Source organism: Suilimivivens sp., from assembly GCF_037359455.1.
Taxonomy (GTDB): Bacteria; Bacillota; Clostridia; order Lachnospirales; family Lachnospiraceae; genus Suilimivivens; species Suilimivivens aceti.
The window spans coordinates 345,459-367,977 of record NZ_JAXXXI010000035.1; the positions used below are offsets into that span (position 1 = coordinate 345,459).

Consider the following 22,519-nt stretch of genomic DNA (forward strand, 5'->3'; position numbering starts at 1 on the left):
GTTCCTCCCTCTGTTATCACTATCCTACCAGGATATTTCTGCACTGTTCTGATACAGATTCCTGAGATCAATATTTTCTACCTTCTTGTCACGGAGCATCAGCTCCTTTACTGCATCGGCTGCACTTGCTCCTTCAAAGAGTACCTTGTTTACCTGTTCAATGATCGGCATGCTTACCTGATACTTTTTAGAAAGTGCATAACCGGCCTTAGCGGAATATACCCCTTCCACGACCATCTTGACCTCTGCCATGGCTTCTTCCATAGTTGCACCCTTACCGATCAGGATACCAGCTCTTCTGTTTCTGGAATGCATGGAAGCACAGGTTACGATCAGATCTCCTATTCCTGTCAGCCCGTAAAAGGTTTCAATCCTTCCGCCCATTACGATACCAAGCCTTGCGATCTCAGCAATACCCCGGGTGATCAGTGCAGCCTTGGTATTATCACCATAGCCAAGTCCGTCTGCAATACCGGCAGCCAGAGCCACAACATTTTTAAGTGCTGCACCAAGCTCTATGCCAAGCACATCTGAGCTGGTATAAACACGGAAAACCTCACTCATAAACAGATTCTGCAGATACTCTGCTGTCGCCTTATCCTTGGATCCTGCCACGATCGTTGTCGGCAGTCCTCTTCCTACCTCTTCCGCATGGGAAGGTCCTGAAAGCACTGCCACATTTGCCTGTGGAATCTCTTCTTCTATGATCTCGGAAAGCGTCATCAGTGTGGTCTCCTCGATTCCCTTGGCCACGTTCACAATGATCTGTCCATCCTTTACATAAGGCTTCATTTTTGCAGAAGTACTTCTGGTGAAGGGCGATGGTACTGCAAGCACAAGCACATCCTTCCCCTTTATTGCTTTCTCCAGATTGGTTGTAAAAATCATATCCTCCGGCAGCTTCACTCCTGGAAGCTTATCCTTCTGCTCCCGTTCCTCCTTCAGCATCTGAATCTCATTTTCCAGTGCTGACCAGACAGTTACCTGATTTCCGTTTTTATACAAAAGCAGGGATAGCGCTGTTCCCCAGCTTCCTGCCCCTATGATTCCTACTTCAGCCATATCTCCGGTTCCTACCCTTTCTATGTAATAAACTATTTGATCGCTTCTTTATTCTTCTTCGTCAGATAAGTCTTTCTTTCCTCTCCCTTAAGAAGACGCTTAATATTCTCTCTATGCTTATAATAAGCCATGATCGTAAGAAACGCTGTGATGATATACATTTCATTCAGTATCCCCTGCGATGTATGGAACAGTCCCATCTGTCCGCTTACTACCATCTGGATCATAATACCTGCATAGACCAGCAGTGATCCAAGGGAAACATAATGCGTCAGCAAAAATGCACCAAAAAACAGAACCACACCTACAGGAATAAAGGTCGGATGGAAGGAAAGTACCAGGCCTGCCGTTGCTGCGATTCCCTTACCTCCTTTAAAATGAAGATAAAAAGGGAAATTATGTCCAAGGATCGCTCCAGTTGCCGCATACAGCTTAAGCAGATACAGCTCCTCCGGATGTGCCTTGCCAAACAGGGCACCACACAGTACAACCGCCAGAATGGTTTTTATTATGTCACCAAACAGAACAAGCAGCCCTGCCTTTGTGCCAAATACACGTAAGGTATTGGTGGTTCCTGCATTTCCGCTTCCATAGTTTCTGATGTCGATCCCATGCAGCTTTCCATATATAAAGGCTGTCTGGAACAGACCAAATACATAGCCGATCAAAATACAATACAGACGTTCCACTTTACTTGTTTTCCTTTCTTTCTCTTATAATGAATTTCAAAGGTGTCCCCTGGAAATCAAAGGCCTCCCTGATCTTATTTTCAATATATCTGGTATAAGAAAAATGCATCAGGTTCTTATCATTCACAAAAATAACAAAGGTAGGCGGCTTCACAGACGCCTGTGTAATATAGAAAAGCTTGAGTCTTCTTCCCTTGTCTGAAGGAGGCTGCTGCATGGCAACGGCTTCTGCCATGATCTCATTCAGTACACCGGTCGCAACTCTCATGGCATGATTCTCTGCGACCGTATCGATCAGGTCATACAGCTTCACCAGACGCTGCCCGCTCTTGGCAGAAATAAAGGTGATCTTGGCATAAGGCATAAAGGACAGTACCTCACGTATCCTGCTTTCATATTCTCTTACCGTCTTTTCTGTCTTCTCAATAGCATCCCACTTATTCACAGCAATGATCGTCGCCTTGCCTCTGTCGTGGGCAATTCCTGCGATCTTGGCATCCTGTTCAGTTACACCTTCGACTGCATCAATTACAAGTACAACAATATCTGCACGTTCTACGGCGCTGACTGTACGCAGGATCATGAAATGCTCCAGCTCTTCCTTGATCTTGTTTTTCCGGCGCAGCCCCGCTGTATCAATAAACACATAATCCTTACCATTGTGGGTGACCGGTGTATCTACCGCATCTCTTGTCGTACCGGCAATGTCAGATACGATCAGCCTGTTCTCCCCAAGCAGTCTGTTGATCAGGGAAGATTTTCCTACATTTGGCTTTCCAACAATGGCCACACGTATCCTGTCATCCTCTTCCTCTTCTGTACTGTCCTCATCAAAATACTTGATAACCTCGTCCAGCATATCACCAATTCCCATCTGATTGGCTGCCGATATAGGAATCGGCTCCCCGATCCCAAGGTTATAGAATTCATAGACATCTGCCATATACTTTTCAAAGTTATCTACCTTATTTACCACAAGCACCACCGGCTTGCGGGAACGTCGCAGCATATCTGCCACCTTGGCATCTGAATCCACAAGTCCCTGCTTCACGTCAACCATAAACAGAATCACATCTGCTGTGTTGATAGCAATCTCAGCCTGCTCCCTCATCTGGGACAGGATCACATCACTGCTGTCCGGTTCGATACCACCGGTATCGATCAGGGTAAAGGAACGGTCAAGCCAGCTGACATCGGCATAGATCCTGTCTCTTGTGATTCCCGGTGTATCTTTTACGATTGATATTCTCTGCCCTGCCAGCATATTGAACAGGGTCGATTTACCCACATTAGGTCTGCCTACTACTGCCACAACAGGCTTTCCCTTTCTTTTACTCATGTAGTACCTCCATTATTTTATGCTCTGTCAAGCACTGCATTTACAAAATCACGTCCGCTTGATTTTATAATATCTACCTTCACTTGTAAAGCCTTTTCCATCTCTGTAACAGTTACGTCATCCAGGAACACCTCTTCGCCGCTCCTTAAGACATTCTGTGGCAGATACAGGGCTTCTCCCAGTTCCTTGCCGGTAAGCTGGGCGATCAGATCCTGTCCTGTCAGAAGTCCGGATACTGTGATCATCTCTCCGAAGAAATCATTTCTGATCTCATAGACATGGATCATAAGTCCGGGAACCATCTCCATCATACGTGCTGCCATATCACGGATAAAGGGATATGCCAGTCTGGCTGTTGCCATGGATATTTCCCTTGGTACAAAATCCAGATCATCTGCACTGATCTTCTCCTGCAGCTCCTTCATCGCTTCTTCAAACTCATTAAGCAGAAGCCTCATCATGCCTACACCATTTTCAAGCTGCAGATAGCCGTCATAATTTTCTTCCTGTGGCAGTTCTTCTCCTGCCAGAATATACCATTCATCACTGGCATGGATAAAATGATTTCCATATTTCTGATAGCTCTCATTCTGGTAATGATGGATCGTAGAAAGTACCTCTCTGGCATCCTCCCTTGTGAACGGTTCCAGTGGAAACAGTCCGTCTCTGTATTTTGAAAGCCCGACCGGCACCACAGATACACTCTGCAGATTGGGAATATATCTCATCATCTCACGGATGCTGAATGCCAGTTCTTCTCCGTCGTTGACTCCCTTACACAGTACGATCTGACCATTCATCTCAATTCCTGCTTCATTTAATCTGTCAACCTTTTTAAGTGCTTCTCCGGCAAATCTGTTATTCAGCATTTTACATCTCAGCTCCGGATTCATGGTCTGAAAGGAAATATTGATGGGTGAAAGGTGATACTGGATGATCCTGTCAAGGTCATGGTCAGACATATTCGTCAGAGTCACATAATTTCCCTGCAGAAAAGACAGCCGGGAATCATCATCCTTAAAATACAGGGTGTCCCGCATTCCCTTCGGCATCTGGTCAATGAAGCAGAAAATACATTTATTATGGCATGATCTGTATTCATCCATCAGGCCATTATCAAATTCGATTCCAAGATCCTCGTCCTCTTCCTTGTCTACCTCCAGGATCCACTGTTCTCCGTCTGGTTTCTCTATTAATATTTCTATATAAGTATCTTCTGCATAAAACTGGTAATCAAAAATATCCTCGATCTCATGCCCGTTTATTGAGATCAGCCTGTCTCCCGGTGCCAGTTCAAATTCCTCTGCGATACTTCCCGGAAGGATCTTTTTGATCAAATGTCCCTTACTTTTGTTCATGTTATTTTACTCCGCTATCTCTTATTCTATTATAAATTTCTTGACGTGTCACTAGCAGAATGATATAAATTAAATGAAGTTTTATCATATTTTTTCACGCTGGAGGGTTATCATGCCTAATTTACATGAACTGGAAGCAGCCATTCCTGTTGCTCCCTTAAAGCTTATCGTGCTGGATTCTGCCACCAGACTCGGCAATCAGATCAACAACTATCTTGTAGGTTTCCGCAGAGACATTAAGAATATTGCCAAAAATGATCCCGCCTTTGAAGGCTATGTATCCGACAATTACATTGTTGACTCCACCTGCTATCGTTTCGGTACCGGAGAAGCCAAGGCTGTCATCTCTGAATCCGTCAGAGGTAAAGATCTCTTTATTCTTGTTGATGTATGTAACCACAGTATTTCCTATACTATGAACGGCTATACCAATTACAAATCCCCCGATGACCATTATCAGGACTTAAAACGAGTGATCGCCGCTGTAAATGGCAAGGCACACCGTGTTAATGTCATCATGCCCTTCCTTTATGAAGGCAGGCAGCATAAGCGCAGCGGACGGGAATCCCTTGACTGTGCCTACGCCATCGAAGAACTCGCCAATATGGGTGTCAACAACTTCATTACCTTCGATGCACACGACCCCCGTGTGCAGAATGCAGAGCCCTTACGGGGCTTCGACAATATCACCCCTCCGGTTCAGTTCATGAAAGCTCTGCTTCGTGCCAAAGAAGATCTGATCATTGACAAGGATCATCTGATCGTCATCAGTCCAGATGAAGGGGCACTTGACAGAGCGGTTTACTTCGCCAATGTCCTTGGTGTCGATACCGGCATGTTCTACAAGCGCAGGGACTATTCCAAAATTGTCAATGGCAAGAACCCGATCGTTGCCCACGAATTCCTTGGTGACAATATTGACGGTAAGGATGTCATCATTATGGATGATATGATCTCTTCCGGAGGAAGCATGATCGATACCGCAAGACAGCTTAAGGAAATGAATGCAAACCGTGTTTTCATCTGTGCAACCTTTGGTCTGTTTACCGATGGGCTCGCAAAATTCGATGAAGCCTATGAAAAGTGCTATTTTGACAAGATCGTTACCACAAACCTTACCTACCAGCTTCCTGAACTAAAAGAAAGGCCTTACTACGTAGAAGCTGATATGAGTAAGCTGATTGCCTCTATTGTTGACTTTATGAACCATGACTCATCCATGTCGAACGTTTATACATCCACAGAAAAGATCCATCAGATCCTGAATGCCTATAACCGCCGGGAAGATTTAAGTCAGCATCATCTGTAAAAATACTATAAAAGAAAAGGACGGGTTCCTTTCGGAGTCCGTCCTTTTCTTTTGTTTCCAGTTATTGTTCTGTCTCCTTCTGTGCTTCCAGCTTCGGGAACTGCAGTATCACCTTGAACAGATCACCATCTACCTTCACATTCAGCTGTCCATTCATGGCAACCGTCAGATTCTTCGCAATGGAAAGTCCAAGTCCGCTTCCTTCTGTAGTCCTCGATTCATCTCCGCGGATAAAGCGTTCTGTCAGTTCATCCCCACTGACAGATACCGGGTTTTCTGAAATGTTCTTAACAGCTACCTGTACCAGTGTTCCACTCTCACTGTTCTTATCTTCTACATCAATATAAACCCTTGTACCTGGCAGAGCGTACTTGATTACATTGCTAAACAGATTTTCAATGACCCTGAAGATTCTTCTGGAATCTGCCTCAATACAGGCACTTCCATTTTGGGTACGGAGTACGGGGATCAGTCCTCTGCCTTCAAACTTCTCCGAGAATTCCCCGATCGACTGATGCAGCAGTTCGATCAGATCGATCCTTTCGAAGTGGAGTATAATATTTCCTGAAGAAATCTTGGAAGCCTCCACCAGATCATCTGTCAGCTGCTTGAGCCGCTGCGATTTGGCATCCAGAACAGCAATATATTCCTTCACCTTTTCATCTTCTATATTCTCACGCTTCAGCAGGTCAACATAATTGATGATCGAAGTCAGCGGTGTTTTGATATCATGGGATACATTAGTGATCAGATCCGCTTTCAGTCTTTCATCCTTCATGCTGATCGCTACTGCCTCCCGGATCCCGTCTCCAATATGGTTCACCTCCCTGGCAAGAACCAGATTGTCTCCGGTAAGCCCTTCCTCCGGAATCTGATAATTCATATCCCCTGCATTCATTTTTTTGATCCCTGTCAGGATCCTATCCCTGCCAACCGCTGCACGCAGCAGAGAAATAATCACCAAAATACCAATCAGAATAAGCATCAGTATGAGCACCACCGTCGTACCGGCAGTTGCCCTGTAGGCAATCAGTATGGAAATCAGTACTGCCATAAGGAGCACACCTGATGGGATCAGCACCCGTAGTGTTGTATTTGCATGCCCGTACAGATAGCTGCCTGCCCTCCGGCTTATCCTTACCAGCTCTGCAAGGAGACTGTCTTTCCACAGTGTTCCTGCCTTGATCCTCCTGATCAGGCTGAAATAGAAGAAGGAGAAACCACCGCTTACAAGCAGCGCATATAACAGGGCAAGACCGCAGGTCAGTGGCCTGCCTTCTGCAAATTCATCTGTCACTGTCTTAAGAAGTCTGTTTCCCTGATATCCGAGGATCACAAGAAGCTCTCCTGTCACAACTGCCAATACCAGCATGATCTCTGTAGGAATCTTATCCTCCCATTTCAGCAACACCTTCTTTTCTCCGTTTTCCAGCATGACTGCTTTTCCTTCTGCTGCAGTCAGTACCACCATAAGCAGGAGATATAATCCGCCAAGCAGTACAATCCAGATCAGATTCTGCCACAGATAAGGGGAATACTGGCTGTATGCGTTTTTCGCAGTCTGAAACGCGTCTGCCTCCTTATATCCGGTTTTCACGCCAACCAGGATCTGGGTATCATCCGGATAAGCATACGAATAGCCATTCAGCACATAACGCGGTGTCTTTTCCTGTACCTTGGTATTAGTAATAAAGGACATATTCTGTGGATCATAGATCAGATACCTGCTGCATTCCTCCTGAAGCTGTGCTGTCAGTGCATCCATGCTTTTATTCTTTATATTTTCATTGCTGTAGACAACAGTCTGATCTCCTGTGGTTCTGCGAACAAAGTAAACAAAATTGCTGTTACCACTGTCATAATAATCCTGATAGGTCAAATATTCATTATAGTTGATCAGCAGATCCTCTGCGGCTGACTGTACATGATCCCGGAGAGCTGTATATTCCTCCCAGGAAGAAACGTAATCTTCAATATTCTTACCATCCACTGTATGATAGCGATTCTTCAGTATATTAACTGTCACATTATCCCGGATTGGATTCTCAGGGTCAGAAAGCACATTGCCGGATACATCTACCACTCTTACCTTCTGCTCCAGATCCGTATTCAGATAACTGCCACCATCCACATTTCCCTCTACATAAGTGACTTCTCTGGTACGGCTCAGAAACTGATCTGCTTCTTCCCCTGTCATATAGGTTTCTTCTGTTTCAAATCCATACTGTGCCCACTTCAGCAGATCCTCCAGATAATACCTTGCTGTAATATATTCTCCAGCGATTCCGGAATACCTGTTATCAAAGGCAGTTACATCAATGACCTTCTTCGGATCAAACTTCCCGTCAGTTTCCATCTGCGAACGGATCGCCCCATAGCAGATGATATCTGATATATCCCTGCCAAGAAGCTTATTGAATACCATGGAATCCTCAAACTCCGTATTGGTATCCCCCATATCAAAAAAGAAGGTTTCTGTATCTTTCCTGCCTTCCACCGTAACAAAGGAAGAAAGAAGCACCACCGTTGCAAGGCAGGCTGCTCCTGCAAAACAGATATGCTGAAGAAGATGCAGCGTGCCTAAAGTACCCTTCTTTTTCTTTCTGACCTTTTTATCCTTTTTTTCTTCGTTTTCTTTTTTCATTTACACTCCCTCTTCTGCCGCAGGGGATCTACTGCTTTTCCACCTTATAGCCAACACCCCAGACTACCTTCAGATAACGTGGTTCCTTGGGATTGATCTCGATCTTCTCCCTGATATGCCGGATATGTACCGCAACCGTGTTGTCAGCGCCGATTGCTTCTTCATTCCAGATATTTTCATAGATCTGATCAATGGAAAATACCCTTCCCTGATTTTTTACAAGAAGCAGCAGAATGTTATACTCGATCGGGGTCAGCTTCACCGGTTCTCCATCCACCGTTACTTCCTTGGTATCATCATTCATGCAAAGACCCCCAGCGACAAAGAGAGCATTATTCGTCACATTCAGGCTGCCAAGACTGGTATACCGTCTCAAATTGGACTTGACCCTTGCCACCAGCTCCAGCGGATTAAAGGGCTTAGTCACATAATCATCTGCCCCTACATTCAGCCCGAGGATCTTGTCAGTATCCTCTGACTTGGCTGAAAGGAAGATAACCGGCACACTGTTGGATTCCCGGATTTTAATGGTAGCTCTGATCCCATCCAGCTTTGGCATCATGATATCAATGATCACAAGCTGTACGCTTTCTGTTTTCAGTACCTCAAGAGCCTGCTCTCCGTCGTAGGCCTTCAGCACACGATATCCTTCCTGGTTCAGATAAATTTCAATGGCATCCACAATCTCCCTGTCATCGTCGCAGACAAGAATATTCATCATCTTTTTCTCCTTCTGCCCCGCAGGGCTTTCTTTTGCTTCCTGTGTTTATAGTAAAACACAGGATTGTTAAGTATTATCAGGGAATTTCTTTAAGATTTTCTTAATTCCATAAAAGCAGCCAGATTTCCCCGTTTTCCATGGCTTGCCCGGTGTGAAAACAGATAATCCGGATTATGACAGGTACAGATATCAGTAATTTCCAGATGCTCTTTTAAGATCCCGGCATCCAGAAGTACCGTTTCATTCGCCTTCCAGAGATCAAGCTGGTATTTTCCTTCTTTTTTCCCCGGAAGAACAATTCCCTTCTGCTCCGGGAATTCCTTTAAGAAGGATTCTGCCACATCAAAGCCAATCTCATAACAGTCTGCACAGATTGACGGGCCTATGGCAGCATACACATCCTCCGGTCTTGTTCCAAAAGCATTTTTCATGGCAAGCAGCGTCTTTTCCCCCATTCTTTCTACCGTGCCCCGCCAGCCGGAATGGGAAAGTCCGATTGCCCTATGTCTGACATCCACAAAAAACAGCGGCACGCAGTCAGCATAAAAGGTGGCAAGTAAAAGCCCAGGTGTATCCGTGATCAGTCCGTCCACATCCGTAAACTCTCTTTCCCTTGTGACACCCTTCCCAGCATCTTCCTCTGTTACCAGCCGTACATTTGTCGTATGAGTCTGATGGGAGCATACAATCCTGTCCGGTGTCTCATCGAAAATGGCTGCCACTCTCCTGAAATTTTCATCTACAGCTCCCGCTTCATCCCCTCTTGTATAACTGAGATTTAAGGATGAAAAAATGCCGGTACTGACACCGCCCATTCTTGTTGTAAACAGATGGTCTGCAATACCGGTTTTTGCAAGCTGCGGAAAACATAAATATTCCAGTTCACCATATTTTTTCTGCTGTAATATCTCCGCTTCCCCAATCCTTATAACCGGATAACAGGAAGCTGCTTCCTCTAATAACATAACCTATACCCTTTCCGGAATCCGGTCTTAATCTACCAGGCACATGCCCCTGTATAGGGGAATGCGTTCTGATACCAGCTGATTTCTTCTCCAAGTATAGCCACTACATCATACCTGACCTGGTATCTGAAAAAGTGGCGGTTCCTGCTTCGGTAAAAATCAGATGCCCTGCATATCTTTTTCTGTTTGGCTGCAGTTACTGCTTCCTCCGGAAGTCCCTTTCCTTTGCTCTTTCTGTATTTTACTTCCACAAATACAAGATATTCCCCGTGGATACCAACAAGGTCAATCTCTCCCTGTCTGCAGTAAAAATTCTTTTCAAGTATCTGAAACCCATGCTGTATCAGATAAGCTGCGGCTCTTTCCTCGTAAACCGCTCCCGTTTCTCTTTTGTTCAATCCTTCTCCTATCGTACCTTATCTATTTTCGCCTTGATCTTATCCATGGCATCCACAAAAACAAGGATCTCCGCTACCACCTCATAAAGTTCCGGCGGGATCATTTCTCCGATTTCCAGTCTTGACAGCGTTTCTGCCAGAGAATCATCCCTGTGTACCGGTACCTTGGACTCCTGTGCTCTCTCTATGATCCTTTCTGCCAGCATGCCTTTTCCGGATGCAATGACCTTCGGCGCTTCTTCTGCAGGGTCATAGGAGAGGGCAATGGCCTGTTTTACCTTTTCTTTCTTTTCTTTCATAGCCTGTCTCCTATGCTCTGGCATCAAAGGAGCTGCTGGATATCAGAACCTTTTCCTTTGATGATACCTTTTTATCCCTGTCCAGCATTTCATCTATTGGATGCTGTGCCTTGTCCTTCTGTTCAAAAGAAGCGTCCACGGAATATCCTCTCTTCATCAGTCTCTGGTTCAGTGTATCAATATTGGCCGCCACCAGATCAAGTGCCTTTTCATCTGAAAGGCAGAATTTCGTTGATACATGGCTGTCTCTCAGGCTGACATGGATATCTATCTCACCAAGATGCTTAAGGTCAAGGTGCAGGAGTGCACTGACCTGCCCATCCTTCTTTGCAAGATTCTTTTTATTGGTATAAACATAGAGCTCCCCGGCAGCTTCCTGCCCTGACAGCTTCAGCGGAAGCTGTACATAGGTAAACATCTGGTTCAGCTGATTCATAAACTCTACATTAGAAGAAAGATTCTGAATTGACTGGGACAGTGCAGGATTTTCCTTTGCCATTCCCTGCAGTGCCTGATTCATCCGTGAAAGCTGACTGTCCAGTCTCTCATAGAGCTTTTCCACCTGACCATCCTCTCCAACCTCGTCCGGTGTCAGAAGGAATTTCTCTGTCAGGCCCTTTTTCAGGTTTTCAAGGAACTCATTATCCTTAAGCAGCTCCAGGATACCATTCTTCTGTTCGGTTGACAGCCTGCCATCCTTCACCAGCCTGCCAAGCTCTGTAAGAAGCTCCTTTGCCGGCAGTTCCCCTTTCAGACAGGCATTTACCGTTTCTTCAGAAAATCCGGCTTTCTGCAGAACATCTGAAAGCGCCATTCCTAAGCCTTTCTCTCCTGCCTGTTCTGCCATTCCCGGCATAAACGGGAGCTTTTCCTTCCCTGCATTTTCTTCTGGAGCTTCTGTCATTACAGCATTTTTGAAGGTCTGAATGACATTGTCATCTCCTGCCATATTTTCCTCTGTCTGTACATTCTCTGTCCCGGAAGGCTCACCAAGGACTACTTTCAAAAAAGTAAATACATCCTCCGGATTATCTGAAGCAGCCAGAGAAGAAAGCTGCTCCGCCACCTCTCCCATCAGGATTTTTACCCCCTCTGTTACCTGACCTTCATAATTTTTGTAGGACTGAAGCTGCGTGATATTCTCTTCCGTCACCGGAAGCCCCATCCTGTTAAGCTGTACCAGTGTGGTAATATCCGCATCCATATGGGCATTCACAGTCCTGTACATGGAAGAAAGAGAATCCGGATCCAGCTTCATTCCTTCCTTCATCATGGCTTCCACCATCTTCATGGTTTCTTCATTTCTTGGAAGTCCTGCAAGCTCAAGTGCTTTCTCTGCTCCTGAACCGGATGTCATATTTTCAAAAAGAGGACTTAAGACCACCTTCATCCCACCGATGGATTTAATTCCAAAGGTCAGCTGCTGGCCCGCTTCCACATCCATGGCAAGTGAAAGCCTTGCCCGAAGGAGCTGGTTTTTCCCTATTGCAAGCAGGATATCCTGTCCATCTGCTTCTATGACCTCTCCTGTCACAGACTGCCCGGGCATCTTGCCCTCCATCTCCTTCATGCCGTTTCTCAGACCCTTTTCCAGCGTGGAAAAGGACATATCACGACTGTTCTCCTGTATCTGCTGATTTCCCTGTGTAAATAAAGAAGAAAGCCTCATAACGCCTCCTATAGAAAGTTCCTGATAAAGCTCCTCCGGTGGATTGGTGTCGGACCAAGTTCCCGGATGGCTGCAATATGCTCTGCGGATCCATAGCCCTTGTTGGCTGCAAAGCCATAGCCCGGATACGTCTTCTCATATTCAGTCATCAGCCGGTCTCTTGTCACCTTGGCAATAATGCTTGCTGCCGCTATGGAAATACTCTTGGCATCTCCCTTGATGATCGGTACCTGTCTGATCGTTACCTCAGGTATGGTAACCGCATCATTTAGAAGAAGATCCGGCACAGGATCAAGTTCTCCTATGGCCATACGCATAGCTTCATAGGTAGCCTGCAGAATATTGATCTCATCGATCCTCTCCGGCGTCACAAAGCCAAGTCCCGTACTGACCGCCTTTTCCATGATCACCTCATAGAGCTCTTCTCTCTTTTTTTCGGATAACTGCTTGGAATCATTTAGATATAAAATATCACAGTTCTTTGGCAGGATCACGGTTCCTGCTACCACAGGTCCTGCCAGTGGTCCTCTTCCCACCTCATCAATTCCACAGATATAGGAATAACTATCATATTCCTTTTCAAAGCGTTTCATTGACTCCGTCCGTTTCAGTTCCTTTTCATAGGCATCTATCTGCTTTCTGGCCTGTTCTACCAGCTTTTTTACACCGCTTCTCTCATCTGTTTCATAAGTTCTGATAAACGTTTCGTGATCCTTTAAAAAATCAGGCAGCCCCGGTAAACTGGCTGCCTGTAATTGTTTCTTTATCTCTGCAATGCTTTCACTCATTTTCTGCTCCTTTACTGATGCCGGATCAGTCCTATCTGATCCAGCGGCCAGATCCGCATCCACGCTTTTCCTATGATCTCACTACGGTGGATATTCCCCACTACAGGATCCCGGCTGTCAGAACTGTTATTCCTGTTATCACCCATGACAAAATATTCATCTTTCCCAAGTGTGATCGGTTCATAAGCCCGGCCAGGATCAAGAATAACCTCTTTTCCATAGTGCTCCTCAAGCTCCTCACCGTCAATGAAGATCGTACCATTCTCATCAATATAGACTGTCTCACCCGGAAGACCTATGATACGCTTGATATAATATGTCTTATCCTCATAGCGGAATGGAAATACTATAATATCGAATCTTTCCGGATCAGAAAACCTGTAGGAAATTTTATCTACGATCAGATTGTTCCCATCATGAAGTGTCGGCTCCATGGAAGCACCGCTGACCTTCGTCCGCTGTCCAACATAAGTAACTACCAGAAATGTAAGGACAAGAACGATCAGTAAATAAATACTGGTGCTGAGTATCTCTTTTAATGTATTGTTTTTCACTTCCACTCCTCCGGACTCTCCAGCGTGATCCTGCCAAGTCTGCCACCCCTGAAATCATCTACGATGATACGGGAAGTCCTTAGAAGATCCGGTTCCTCTCCCTTCAGAAAGCACTTTCTCTGAATACTGATCTCCTTTAACATGGCATAAGCATCCCCGGATTCCTCTGTTTCATATCGTTCACGGATCTTCCCCTGATAATGCTTTTGCAGATAGATAAGGATGGCAGCTGCCAGCTCATCCGCATGAAGTATCTCATCATTGATAGAGCCGATCATGGCAAGCCTTTCACCTACCTGCTGATTTTCAAATCTTGGCCAGAGAATCCCCGGTGTGTCCAGAAGCTCCAGATTCTGATTCAGTCTGATCCACTGCTTTCCCTTGGTTACACCTGGCTTATTACCGGTTTTGGTACACCCCTTTCCGGCAAAAGCATTGATAAAGGTTGATTTTCCCACATTGGGGATACCGACCACCATAGCCCTGATAGGCCTGTTCTTAATACCTCTTCTTCTGTCTCTTTCGATCTTCTCCTTACAGGCCTCCTGCACAAGTCCCTGTACAGCACGCACACCGGCTCCTGTCCTTGCGTTGATCTCAAGAACATGAAAGCCCTTTTTCTTAAAATATTCCGTCCATGCCGCATTTCCTGCAGGATCAGCAAGATCTGCCTTATTCAGCAGGATCACCCTTGCTTTATTACCTGCCAGAGAATCGATATCCGGATTCTTGCTGCTCATGGGGGTTCTGGCATCCACTAACTCGATCACAAGATCGATCAGCTTTATATTTTCCTGCATCATCCGGACAGCCTTCGTCATATGCCCCGGATACCACTGATAATTCATTAATTTACAAACCCTGTCCCTTCCTCATCACAGGAAAGATGGAACCATACTTTTCCTGCGATCGTATCCTTCTTTACTGCTCCGATATTACCGGATCTGCTGTCTTCACTCATATTCCGGTTGTCACCAAGAACAAAATATTCATCACTGCCAAGCTGTATCTCATTCCCGGCAATTCCATAATCTGCCATTTTATCATATTCATCCTCTGGAAGTCTCTCTCCATTGATGTATACGTACCCGTCTATGATCTGTATACTTTCCCCAGGCAATCCCACGATCCGTTTCAGATAATAATGGGAGTTCTGATTGCCGTTCGGCAGAAATGCTATCACATCTCCCCGCTTCGGTGATGTGATTTTATAAATAAAACGGTTAATCAGTACTTCCTGTCCATTATACAGGGCAGGTTCCATGGAAACTCCTACCATACTGATCTTCATGCCAACAGAAAATACCAGCACAAAAGCAAGAAAAACCGCCACTCCGCAATAAAACAGTGTGGAAAGGATCTCATGGATCGTAGATTTGTTAATTTTCTTTTCCTTTTCATAAAAGGTCAATCCCTTTTTCCTTGCCATGCCATTTTCCTCCCTGGCCATTACAAATTATTTTAACATACATCAAAAGATAAAGAAAGAGTAAAAAAAGACAGCTACCATGCAGCAGCTGTCTTTCTGAAAGCTCTTCTTATTTAACGATCTCTTTAACCTTTGCCTTCTTACCAACACGATCTCTTAAGTAGTTCAGCTTAGCTCTTCTTACTTTACCCTTACGAACAACTTCGATCTTCTCTACGTTAGGGGAATGTACAGGCCATGTCTTCTCTACGCCTACGCCATTGGAAGACTTTCTTACGGTGAAGGTCTCTCTTGCGCCAGTTCCCTGTCTCTTCAGGACAGTTCCTTCGAAGATCTGGATTCTTTCGTGGTTACCTTCTCTGATCTTACCGTGTACTCTTACGGTATCACCTACGTTGAATTCTGCTACTTCAGCCTTTAACTGAGCATCTTCAATGTTCTTAATGATTTCGTTCATATTTGCCTCCTTGAATCAACTGGATGTTCTTAATACCTTGGTAACAGAGGACCATCTCATTTTTGCAACGTTAATAATTTATCATATAACCCATATAAAAGCAAGTGTTTTTCACCATTTTTTCAAAAATGCTCCTCCGCAGCTTTTTTTCTGGCTTCCTTCTGAAGCTTTCTTCTGAGTCGTTCTTCCTTTTTTGCCTTTTTCACGAAATACTCCTGATGGGACTCTGCCCAGCTCTCATATAGCTCTGGTCTAACCTCTTTTGTTTTTGCAAGGGATTTTTCAAGCCGCCATTCTTCGACCTTTGCGTGATCTCCTGACAGCAGTACTTCAGGTACCCTTTCCCCTTCCCAGATCTCCGGTCTTGTATACTGTGGATATTCAAGGAGCCCATCATCAAAGCTCTCTGTCTGTGCAGATTCTTCATTTCCAAGAACACCAGGCACATTTCTGGCAATCGCATCCATCATTACCATAGCCGGCAGCTCTCCGCCAGTCAGCACATAATCACCAATAGAAACGTAATCTGTCACTATCCTTTGAAGGACTCTTTCATCGATCCCTTCATAATGTCCACATAAAAAGATCAGATCCTCTTCTCTGGCAAGCTCTCTTGCCAGCTGCTGGGAGAAAACCTGCCCTGTAGGGGTTAAATAGATGACTCTGACTTTTTCCTCTCCTGCAGTTTTCTTTCTTGTCTGTATCCCTTCTATTACCGCCTGGCAGGCATCATAAACAGGCTGTGCCTGCATCAGCATGCCGGCACCGCCTCCATACGGATAATCATCTACTTTTTTATGTCTGCTCTTTGTATAATCCCGGATATTTACTGCTTCCAGAGATAATATTCCCTTTTCAGCGGCTCGTCCGAGGATACTGGTTGTAAACCCATCACGGATCATATCCGGAAATAATGTCAGTACATGAAAAAACATAGCTGCCTCACTTTTCTGAAAGAAGTCCATCTAACAGATGTACCTTCATAAAGCCCTGTTCCACATCTACCTGTAAAATACAGTCTTTGATCGCCGGGATCAGCACTTCTTTTCCTGTATTCTGATCTGTTACAATATAGACATCATTGGCACCGGTTTCCAGTACATCCTTCAATGTCCCCTGAAAGGATCCGTCCTCATTCTCTACAAAAAGGCCGATGAGATCAGCAATAAAATACTCATCCTTTTTCAGCTTGACCGCATTCTCTCTCGTTACATAGAGACTTTTTCCCCGGTATCTTTCGATATCGTTGATATTGTCAATCCCCTTAAATTTCAGGATCACAAACTGTTTGAAGAATTTCACTCCCTCTATGGTAAGGGGAAGCGTCTCCTTACCGGTATCCAGCAGCACTTCCTTCAGCTTTTTAAATCTATTCACATCATCTGTTGTCGGAAATACTTTCACTTCTCCACGGATTCCGTGAGTGGAGGAAATAATGCCGACCTGCAGAATATTTTCCATCATATCTCCTATCCTTTATAAAAAAGGGAGTCCTATGCGGGCTCCCCTTCTCATACACATTAGACGATTTCCACGTCAACCTTCTTGTTTTCCTTAGATGATGCAGCTTTCACAACAGAACGGATAGCCTTTGCGATCCTTCCCTGCTTACCGATCACCTTTCCCATATCAGCTGCAGCTACGTGAAGCTCAAGTGTAACATGCTTACCCTCTTCCTTCTCTGTCACTGTAACCTCTTCCGGATGTTCAACAAGCGCTTTTGCAATTACTTCAACTAATTCTTTCATAGTCTACCTCCAAAGGCCGCCAACAATTCCTACTTTTCAATACCTGCCTGCTTGAAAATTCTGCTGACAACTTCTGTAGGCTGTGCTCCGTTTGCAAGCCACTTCTTTGCAAGCTCCTCATTTACCTTGAAGGTACTGGGGTCTGTGTTAGGATCATAAGTACCGATCTCCTCGATACATCTTCCATCTCTGGGGGATCTGGAGTCTGCTACTACGATTCTATAAAAAGGAGCTTTCTTCTGACCCATTCTTCTTAATCTGATTTTTACTGCCATGTTTTTCACCTCCGAAAAATTTTGTTTATATTTGAATTGAAATTCAAAACACTGTCATATCCCTAAAAAGGGAATCTCATGCCGCCGAAACCGCCACGGCCACGCTTGCCGCCCATAAGTCCCGGCATCTGCTTCATCATCTTCTGAGACTGCTCAAACTGTTTGATGAATCTGTTTACTACCGCAATATCAACGCCTGCTCCTCTGGCGATCCTGTGCTTTCTGCTCGGATTCAAAAGCTTCGGGTTCTTTCTCTCTGCAGGAGTCATGCTGAAAATAATGGCCTCTGTCCTGGCAAGCTGCTTTTCATCGATCATGGATTCCAGATCCATGCCCTTACCACCTGTGCCGGGAAGCATCTTCAGGATACTGGCAAGACCACCCATATTCCGCATCTGCTTCATGCTCTCCAGATAATCATCGAAATCAAACTTTCCCTTCTTCATACGGGAAGCCATTTCTTTCTCTTTATTCTCATCAATGGAGATATTTTCCTGTGCTTTCTCGATCAGGGAAAGTACATCTCCCATGCCGAGAATCCTTGAAGCCATACGATCCGGATAAAACTGCTCCAGATCAGAAAGCTTCTCTCCCATACCAACGTACAGGATCGGCTTACCAGTCACTGCTTTGACGGACAGTGCCGCACCACCTCTGGTATCACCATCCATCTTGGAAAGGATGACACCGTCGATTCCTATCTGATCGTTAAAGGCCTTGGCTACCGTAACGGCATCCTGACCTGTCATGGCATCTACAACAAGCAGCGTCTGATGGACTTCAACTGCCTTCTTGATCTCCTGAAGTTCTTCCATCATCTCTTCATCTACATGAAGACGTCCGGCCGTATCAAGGATCACTACGTTATTTCCATTCTTCTTCGCATGCTCAATAGCAGCCTTTGCGATATTGGCAGGCTTCTGATTTTCTCCCATGGAGAAAACCTCTACCTTCTGCTTCTCACCATTGATCTGCAGCTGTTTGATTGCCGCCGGCCTGTACACATCACAGGCTGCAAGGAGTGGGGTTTTTCCCTTCAGCTTCAGCTTACCGGCAATTTTGGCTGTAGTAGTTGTTTTACCTGCACCCTGCAGACCGCACATCATGATCACGGTAATGGCCTTTCCTGGCTGGAATGCGATCTCTGTGGTTTCCGATCCCATCAGTGCAACCATTTCTTCATTTACGATCTTGATCACCATCTGTCCGGGATTCAGACCGTTCATCACATCTGCGCCGATGGCTCTTTCTTCTACCGCCTTGATAAACTGCTTTACTACCTTGAAATTAACATCCGCTTCTAACAGAGCAAGCTTGACTTCCTTCAATGCCGCCTTGACGTCATCCTCTGTAAGCCTCCCCTTACTGCGAAGGTTCTTAAATACATTCTGGAGTTTATCTGTTAAACTTTCAAATGCCATTCCTAAAGCTCCTTTAAGATTTCACAGCACAGGCTGTTTACTCTGCCAAGAATTTCTTCCTTTGTCAGTTCGGTATTTTCTGACAGATGCTTCATCTCATCTACCCCGCTTCTGATCTTCAGGAAACGCTCAACAAGATGCAGCTTATTTTCATACTCTGTAAGCATGTGATTGCACCGTCTCACCATATCATGGACTCCCTGCCTGGAAATTCCATTTTCCTGTGCGATCTCACTTAAGGAAAGATCATTGTACACCACATCCTCATATATTTTTTTCTGATGCTCTGTCAGAAGCTCTCCATAAAAATCATACAAAAGCCCCTGTTCAACAATTCTTTCCATGCAATCACCTTTGCTAGAATACAACAAAAAAATCACACTGTCAAGCATTTTTACTTGACAATGTGATTTTATTTTTCATCTCACTTCTCAGAATGCCGATGGCTGCTTCCCAAGTATTTTTTTGCAGGCTCTGTGAAAAGTGGAATAATCATGAAATCCACTTTCAAGACATGCCGTCGTAGCCGGAACACCTGCCTGTATCATTTCCTTTGCGAGCAGGATCCTTTTCTCCAGAATATACTGGTGCATGGAATATCCGGTTTCTTCTTTGAATTTACGCATCATGTGATATTTACTGATATAAAACTGTTCTGCAAGTTTATCAATGGACAGCGGTGCCTTCAGATGCCCGTTGATATAATGAAGGATCTCCACAGTCTTATGATCATAGGTTGCCATCTTATGAAAAACATCCGGATTATCTATGCAGCATCTGGCGAGTTCGATCAATAATTTCATAAGAAGCAGTCTTTCATAAGTATTGTATGCATACTCCTTATTTTCTTCTGCAGCTTCAATCAGCCTGCTGTTTTCAAATATCCTGCTGCTGTCACCGGGCGATAACCGTATCACACAGCTTCCTTCTCTGTCTGCCAGCGCAAAACACTGTTTCAGATCACAGTCTTCTGACGAATACTCCTTTAAAAACTGCTCTGAAATATAAAAATTATAACGTTCATAGGGTACATCCGTTCCTATAAAAGGCTTATGGATCTGCCCCTTCCCAACAAGCAGGATATCATAGGGCTTCAGCTGATACGCTTTTCCTTCAATATGATACTCCACATTCCCCTCCTGGAACCAGATCAGTTTGTAAAAATCATGATAGTGATATGGATAATCGATCGGTTTCTTATCCTTTAAATGAAACAGCCTGAAATCCTCCAGCAGATATCCTGTTTTTATGGTCTCTGCTTCCTGTAAAAGTTCTTTCATCCTTTTACTCCTGCTCATCTCCAAAATCTGTCATACAGACATTCAGATCCACATCTCCCTTGATCCCGCTGATGCTGCCCTTTGAACTGTATTGCCAGACATCAAATTCGTAAGGGAAATATACCGGTGTATTGTAGTATGCAAACCATTTATGATATTCCTCAAGCTGGGACATATCCAGCATGATCAGGAATGTTTTCAGGTTTCCATAGATCATTGGTGTATAACCGGCCTTTTTGATCGTTTCACAGAAAGCAATACAATTCTTTGTATACTGTTCCTTCGTAAGATCCTCAGTTCTTGCATTCTTGCTTGTCACTTCCTCCAGATCATATACTACCGGATAAGTAACATCATATGGCTCCAGCAGATCCAGTACAAACTCTGCTTCCTCTACTGCTTCTTCCTCTGTGATCGCCTGGGTAAAGAAGTATGCTCCTACCTGAATATCATTGTCAAGTGCCCCTTCCATATTCTCCTCAAATCGTTCGTCGGCCATCATGCGCCCTTCTGTACTGCCCCTGACACCAGCCCTTATAAAAGCGTAGCTGACACCGTCATCTGCCACCTTTTTCCAGTCAATGGATTCCTGAAATCTGGAAACATCAATCCCTTTCTTTGAAAGTACCACATCAGTATCATCCACATATTCGATCTGCCCGTTTTCAAGCTGTTTGAAATTATCATAAACATAGCTGTGTTTCTTCAGCTTCTCGTCAATCGGGAAAAAGTGATAGCTGCCATCTGCATAAACAACTACATCCTCAGGGAAAAAATCTCTGAGGACAGCGGCTGTATTGGAGCCGCCATCCATTCTGCTTTTCAGCTCAGACAGGATCTCATTTTCTCCCGCTTCCTGTGCATCTGCTCTTGCTTCTTCCAGGTAGGAATCAAGATCTGCCTGGGTATAAATATAATGCTCAGATTCCTCTTCAAAGCTCTTAAGCTGTGCCATTGCTTCTTCACTCTGGCTCTTCAGGTCATAATTCTTCAGTACAAGCACGATACATGCGGTCAGTGCGGAAAGTGTGATCAGACACATGACGATATTGGTGATCATACTCCTTCTCTGCTGTTTTCTTCTTCTACGTACTCTATTGTTGTTATCCATACCGGTATTCCTGTTATCCTTTATCTTTTTGCTCTATTCTATCACATTAATCAGAAACGAAAAACCCCCTGTATTTTTCGCAGCTATCTTCCTTTGTCAGCAAAAAAGCTTTTATAGCCTTCTCCGTAAATTTCAGATGCGTTGGTAATGATCATAAACGCTCCCTGGTCATCATTTTCCACCACTTCTTCTACCCGTGGTGCAAGCTGCTTCTTTACCACACACATGATCACTTTTTTCTCCGTATTGTGATAGGCACCACTTCCATTCAGAAAGGTTACGCCGATATCCACATCTTCCAGCAGCTTTTCAGCGATTCCTTCTGCTTTATCGCTGATGATATAGATCAGTCTCGCTTCATCACCTCCGTACAGTACGAAATCCAAAGCGGCTGACGTAGCTACCGAGGATAAGATTCCATAAAGCACTGCATTAAAATTACCAAATACGATCCCAGACATTCCAATGATCGCAGCATCGAGCATCAGCATCAATGTCCCAGTTTTCATATGTGGGATCCTGATCTTCAGACATTTGATCACAATGTCTGCCCCTCCTGTTGTTCCTCCATTTCTCATTACGAGGCCTATTCCCACGCCGATCAGCGCTCCGCCGAATACCGCACCGAGAAGGGGATCATAGGTAACTGGTGTCATCAGATGGAACAGATCTGTAAAAAGGGAAACCGCAAGAATGGAATACAGGGTAGAAACTGTAAACTTCCATCCAAACTTCCGGATTCCAAGCAGAATGACCGGAATATTTAAGATCAGATACAGCATACCGGTATTCACCGGGATCAGCCGGTTGATCATGATGGCAAGTCCTGTAAAGCCACCCGGTGCCAGATCATTAGGATCTACAAACAACGCAACGCCTATGCCAAAAATACCACAGGCAATTGTAAGCATAGTGTACTTTTTTATATATCTGATTCCCTTTTTCTTCACCTAAGACCTCCTGTTCCGTGCGGTGCATCCTCTTTCTGCTTCCCCTCACATCT

The 22,519-nt window shown here is 44.7% G+C and carries 25 protein-coding genes; 1 reads left to right on the forward strand and 24 read right to left on the reverse strand.

Features of this window, described 5'->3' with window-relative positions; all coding sequences use genetic code 11:
* Positions 1-24 precede the first annotated feature (24 nt).
* From WJQ40_RS06765 to WJQ40_RS06780, 4 genes are read right to left on the reverse strand one after another with little or no spacing between them, the layout of a single operon-like run.
* Positions 25-1,062, reverse strand: coding sequence for an NAD(P)H-dependent glycerol-3-phosphate dehydrogenase (locus WJQ40_RS06765; protein ID WP_337538823.1), 1,038 nt, complete (start codon positions 1,060-1,062; stop codon positions 25-27).
* Between the two features lie 32 nt (positions 1,063-1,094).
* The gene (gene plsY, locus WJQ40_RS06770; protein ID WP_118797063.1) at positions 1,095-1,751 is read right to left on the reverse strand and encodes a glycerol-3-phosphate 1-O-acyltransferase PlsY; all 657 of its coding nucleotides are present in this window, start codon (positions 1,749-1,751) and stop codon (positions 1,095-1,097) included.
* Between the two features lies 1 nt (position 1,752).
* Positions 1,753-3,090: a ribosome biogenesis GTPase Der gene (gene der, locus WJQ40_RS06775; RefSeq protein ID WP_118797064.1), complete on the reverse strand. Its 1,338-nt coding sequence runs from the start codon at positions 3,088-3,090 to the stop codon at positions 1,753-1,755.
* 17 nt (positions 3,091-3,107) lie between these two features.
* Positions 3,108-4,448 (reverse strand): DUF512 domain-containing protein, encoded by a 1,341-nt coding sequence (locus WJQ40_RS06780; RefSeq protein WP_337538825.1) that lies wholly within the window; start codon positions 4,446-4,448, stop codon positions 3,108-3,110.
* Between the two features lie 112 nt (positions 4,449-4,560).
* Between WJQ40_RS06780 and WJQ40_RS06785 the strand changes: the two genes are divergently transcribed.
* The gene (locus WJQ40_RS06785; RefSeq protein ID WP_337538827.1) at positions 4,561-5,757 is read left to right on the forward strand and encodes a ribose-phosphate pyrophosphokinase; all 1,197 of its coding nucleotides are present in this window, start codon (positions 4,561-4,563) and stop codon (positions 5,755-5,757) included.
* A 61-nt stretch (positions 5,758-5,818) separates the two neighbouring features.
* Here WJQ40_RS06785 and WJQ40_RS06790 read toward each other — a convergent pair whose 3' ends face one another.
* The 20 genes from WJQ40_RS06790 to WJQ40_RS06885 all read right to left on the reverse strand — a co-directional run bounded on the left by WJQ40_RS06790 (position 5,819) and on the right by WJQ40_RS06885 (position 22,466).
* Positions 5,819-8,401 carry a HAMP domain-containing sensor histidine kinase gene (locus WJQ40_RS06790; RefSeq protein ID WP_337538829.1) on the reverse strand — a complete coding sequence of 861 codons (2,583 nt, stop codon included), beginning with the start codon at positions 8,399-8,401 and terminating at the stop codon, positions 5,819-5,821.
* 28 nt (positions 8,402-8,429) lie between these two features.
* Positions 8,430-9,122, reverse strand: coding sequence for a response regulator transcription factor (locus WJQ40_RS06795; protein ID WP_118797068.1), 693 nt, complete (start codon positions 9,120-9,122; stop codon positions 8,430-8,432).
* A gap of 89 nt (positions 9,123-9,211) precedes the next feature.
* Complete coding sequence (gene pgeF / locus WJQ40_RS06800; protein WP_337538830.1) at positions 9,212-10,087, reverse strand: peptidoglycan editing factor PgeF; 876 nt, start codon at positions 10,085-10,087, stop codon at positions 9,212-9,214.
* Positions 10,088-10,119: 32 nt separating this feature from the next.
* A complete protein-coding gene (locus WJQ40_RS06805; RefSeq protein WP_118797070.1) occupies positions 10,120-10,485 on the reverse strand; it encodes a YraN family protein in 366 nt (121 codons plus the stop codon).
* 8 nt (positions 10,486-10,493) lie between these two features.
* Positions 10,494-10,784: an EscU/YscU/HrcU family type III secretion system export apparatus switch protein gene (locus WJQ40_RS06810; RefSeq protein ID WP_337538832.1), complete on the reverse strand. Its 291-nt coding sequence runs from the start codon at positions 10,782-10,784 to the stop codon at positions 10,494-10,496.
* Positions 10,785-10,794: 10 nt separating this feature from the next.
* Positions 10,795-12,453 carry a flagellar hook-length control protein FliK gene (locus tag WJQ40_RS06815; RefSeq protein ID WP_337538833.1) on the reverse strand — a complete coding sequence of 553 codons (1,659 nt, stop codon included), beginning with the start codon at positions 12,451-12,453 and terminating at the stop codon, positions 10,795-10,797.
* Positions 12,454-12,461: 8 nt separating this feature from the next.
* Positions 12,462-13,241 carry a ribonuclease HII gene (locus WJQ40_RS06820; protein ID WP_118797073.1) on the reverse strand — a complete coding sequence of 260 codons (780 nt, stop codon included), beginning with the start codon at positions 13,239-13,241 and terminating at the stop codon, positions 12,462-12,464.
* Positions 13,242-13,252: 11 nt separating this feature from the next.
* Entirely contained in the window at positions 13,253-13,801 is a 549-nt protein-coding gene (lepB, locus tag WJQ40_RS06825; protein ID WP_262572867.1) for a signal peptidase I, read from the reverse strand.
* Positions 13,792-14,643, reverse strand: coding sequence for a ribosome biogenesis GTPase YlqF (gene ylqF / locus WJQ40_RS06830; protein ID WP_337538835.1), 852 nt, complete (start codon positions 14,641-14,643; stop codon positions 13,792-13,794). The genes lepB (WJQ40_RS06825) and ylqF overlap by 10 nt, the downstream gene beginning before the upstream one ends.
* Complete coding sequence (lepB, locus tag WJQ40_RS06835; protein WP_262572863.1) at positions 14,643-15,224, reverse strand: signal peptidase I; 582 nt, start codon at positions 15,222-15,224, stop codon at positions 14,643-14,645. The genes ylqF and lepB (WJQ40_RS06835) overlap by 1 nt, the downstream gene beginning before the upstream one ends.
* A gap of 109 nt (positions 15,225-15,333) precedes the next feature.
* On the reverse strand, positions 15,334-15,681 hold the full coding sequence (gene rplS, locus WJQ40_RS06840; RefSeq protein WP_118797077.1) for a 50S ribosomal protein L19: 348 nt from the start codon (positions 15,679-15,681) through the stop codon (positions 15,334-15,336).
* Between the two features lie 122 nt (positions 15,682-15,803).
* The gene (gene trmD, locus WJQ40_RS06845) at positions 15,804-16,616 is read right to left on the reverse strand and encodes a tRNA (guanosine(37)-N1)-methyltransferase TrmD (RefSeq protein WP_337538838.1); all 813 of its coding nucleotides are present in this window, start codon (positions 16,614-16,616) and stop codon (positions 15,804-15,806) included.
* A gap of 7 nt (positions 16,617-16,623) precedes the next feature.
* Positions 16,624-17,142: a ribosome maturation factor RimM gene (gene rimM, locus WJQ40_RS06850; RefSeq protein WP_118797078.1), complete on the reverse strand. Its 519-nt coding sequence runs from the start codon at positions 17,140-17,142 to the stop codon at positions 16,624-16,626.
* A 59-nt stretch (positions 17,143-17,201) separates the two neighbouring features.
* A complete protein-coding gene (locus tag WJQ40_RS06855; RefSeq protein ID WP_118797079.1) occupies positions 17,202-17,429 on the reverse strand; it encodes a KH domain-containing protein in 228 nt (75 codons plus the stop codon).
* A 29-nt stretch (positions 17,430-17,458) separates the two neighbouring features.
* The gene (gene rpsP / locus WJQ40_RS06860) at positions 17,459-17,704 is read right to left on the reverse strand and encodes a 30S ribosomal protein S16 (protein WP_118797080.1); all 246 of its coding nucleotides are present in this window, start codon (positions 17,702-17,704) and stop codon (positions 17,459-17,461) included.
* A 62-nt stretch (positions 17,705-17,766) separates the two neighbouring features.
* Complete coding sequence (gene ffh / locus WJQ40_RS06865) at positions 17,767-19,125, reverse strand: signal recognition particle protein (protein ID WP_262572858.1); 1,359 nt, start codon at positions 19,123-19,125, stop codon at positions 17,767-17,769.
* A 2-nt stretch (positions 19,126-19,127) separates the two neighbouring features.
* Positions 19,128-19,469 (reverse strand): YlxM family DNA-binding protein, encoded by a 342-nt coding sequence (gene ylxM, locus WJQ40_RS06870; RefSeq protein WP_118797082.1) that lies wholly within the window; start codon positions 19,467-19,469, stop codon positions 19,128-19,130.
* Between the two features lie 87 nt (positions 19,470-19,556).
* Positions 19,557-20,405: an AraC family transcriptional regulator gene (locus WJQ40_RS06875; protein ID WP_337538841.1), complete on the reverse strand. Its 849-nt coding sequence runs from the start codon at positions 20,403-20,405 to the stop codon at positions 19,557-19,559.
* Positions 20,406-20,409: 4 nt separating this feature from the next.
* The gene (locus WJQ40_RS06880; protein WP_337538843.1) at positions 20,410-21,516 is read right to left on the reverse strand and encodes a glycoside hydrolase family 25 protein; all 1,107 of its coding nucleotides are present in this window, start codon (positions 21,514-21,516) and stop codon (positions 20,410-20,412) included.
* 83 nt (positions 21,517-21,599) lie between these two features.
* Complete coding sequence (locus tag WJQ40_RS06885; protein ID WP_337538846.1) at positions 21,600-22,466, reverse strand: YitT family protein; 867 nt, start codon at positions 22,464-22,466, stop codon at positions 21,600-21,602.
* Positions 22,467-22,519: the final 53 nt, after the last annotated feature.

What these genes read in the sequence shown, in the direction of transcription:
- WJQ40_RS06880 (WP_337538843.1), bottom strand. Translation starts at nt 21,516, where the DNA reads ATGGATAACAACAATAGAGTACGTAGAAGAAGAAAACAGCAGAGAAGG.
- rplS (WP_118797077.1), bottom strand. Translation starts at nt 15,681, where the DNA reads ATGAACGAAATCATTAAGAACATTGAAGATGCTCAGTTAAAGGCTGAA.
- WJQ40_RS06875 (WP_337538841.1), bottom strand. Translation starts at nt 20,405, where the DNA reads ATGAAAGAACTTTTACAGGAAGCAGAGACCATAAAAACAGGATATCTG.
- ylqF (WP_337538835.1), bottom strand. Translation starts at nt 14,643, where the DNA reads ATGAATTATCAGTGGTATCCGGGGCATATGACGAAGGCTGTCCGGATG.
- WJQ40_RS06820 (WP_118797073.1), bottom strand. Translation starts at nt 13,241, where the DNA reads ATGAGTGAAAGCATTGCAGAGATAAAGAAACAATTACAGGCAGCCAGT.
- WJQ40_RS06855 (WP_118797079.1), bottom strand. Translation starts at nt 17,429, where the DNA reads ATGAAAGAATTAGTTGAAGTAATTGCAAAAGCGCTTGTTGAACATCCG.
- ylxM (WP_118797082.1), bottom strand. Translation starts at nt 19,469, where the DNA reads ATGGAAAGAATTGTTGAACAGGGGCTTTTGTATGATTTTTATGGAGAG.
- rpsP (WP_118797080.1), bottom strand. Translation starts at nt 17,704, where the DNA reads ATGGCAGTAAAAATCAGATTAAGAAGAATGGGTCAGAAGAAAGCTCCT.
- WJQ40_RS06790 (WP_337538829.1), bottom strand. Translation starts at nt 8,401, where the DNA reads ATGAAAAAAGAAAACGAAGAAAAAAAGGATAAAAAGGTCAGAAAGAAA.
- WJQ40_RS06815 (WP_337538833.1), bottom strand. Translation starts at nt 12,453, where the DNA reads ATGAGGCTTTCTTCTTTATTTACACAGGGAAATCAGCAGATACAGGAG.
- pgeF (WP_337538830.1), bottom strand. Translation starts at nt 10,087, where the DNA reads ATGTTATTAGAGGAAGCAGCTTCCTGTTATCCGGTTATAAGGATTGGG.
- rimM (WP_118797078.1), bottom strand. Translation starts at nt 17,142, where the DNA reads ATGGAAAATATTCTGCAGGTCGGCATTATTTCCTCCACTCACGGAATC.
- trmD (WP_337538838.1), bottom strand. Translation starts at nt 16,616, where the DNA reads ATGTTTTTTCATGTACTGACATTATTTCCGGATATGATCCGTGATGGG.
- WJQ40_RS06795 (WP_118797068.1), bottom strand. Translation starts at nt 9,122, where the DNA reads ATGATGAATATTCTTGTCTGCGACGATGACAGGGAGATTGTGGATGCC.
- lepB (WP_262572863.1), bottom strand. Translation starts at nt 15,224, where the DNA reads ATGGCAAGGAAAAAGGGATTGACCTTTTATGAAAAGGAAAAGAAAATT.
- WJQ40_RS06780 (WP_337538825.1), bottom strand. Translation starts at nt 4,448, where the DNA reads ATGAACAAAAGTAAGGGACATTTGATCAAAAAGATCCTTCCGGGAAGT.
- WJQ40_RS06810 (WP_337538832.1), bottom strand. Translation starts at nt 10,784, where the DNA reads ATGAAAGAAAAGAAAGAAAAGGTAAAACAGGCCATTGCCCTCTCCTAT.
- WJQ40_RS06785 (WP_337538827.1), top strand. Translation starts at nt 4,561, where the DNA reads ATGCCTAATTTACATGAACTGGAAGCAGCCATTCCTGTTGCTCCCTTA.
- der (WP_118797064.1), bottom strand. Translation starts at nt 3,090, where the DNA reads ATGAGTAAAAGAAAGGGAAAGCCTGTTGTGGCAGTAGTAGGCAGACCT.
- ffh (WP_262572858.1), bottom strand. Translation starts at nt 19,125, where the DNA reads ATGGCATTTGAAAGTTTAACAGATAAACTCCAGAATGTATTTAAGAAC.
- WJQ40_RS06765 (WP_337538823.1), bottom strand. Translation starts at nt 1,062, where the DNA reads ATGGCTGAAGTAGGAATCATAGGGGCAGGAAGCTGGGGAACAGCGCTA.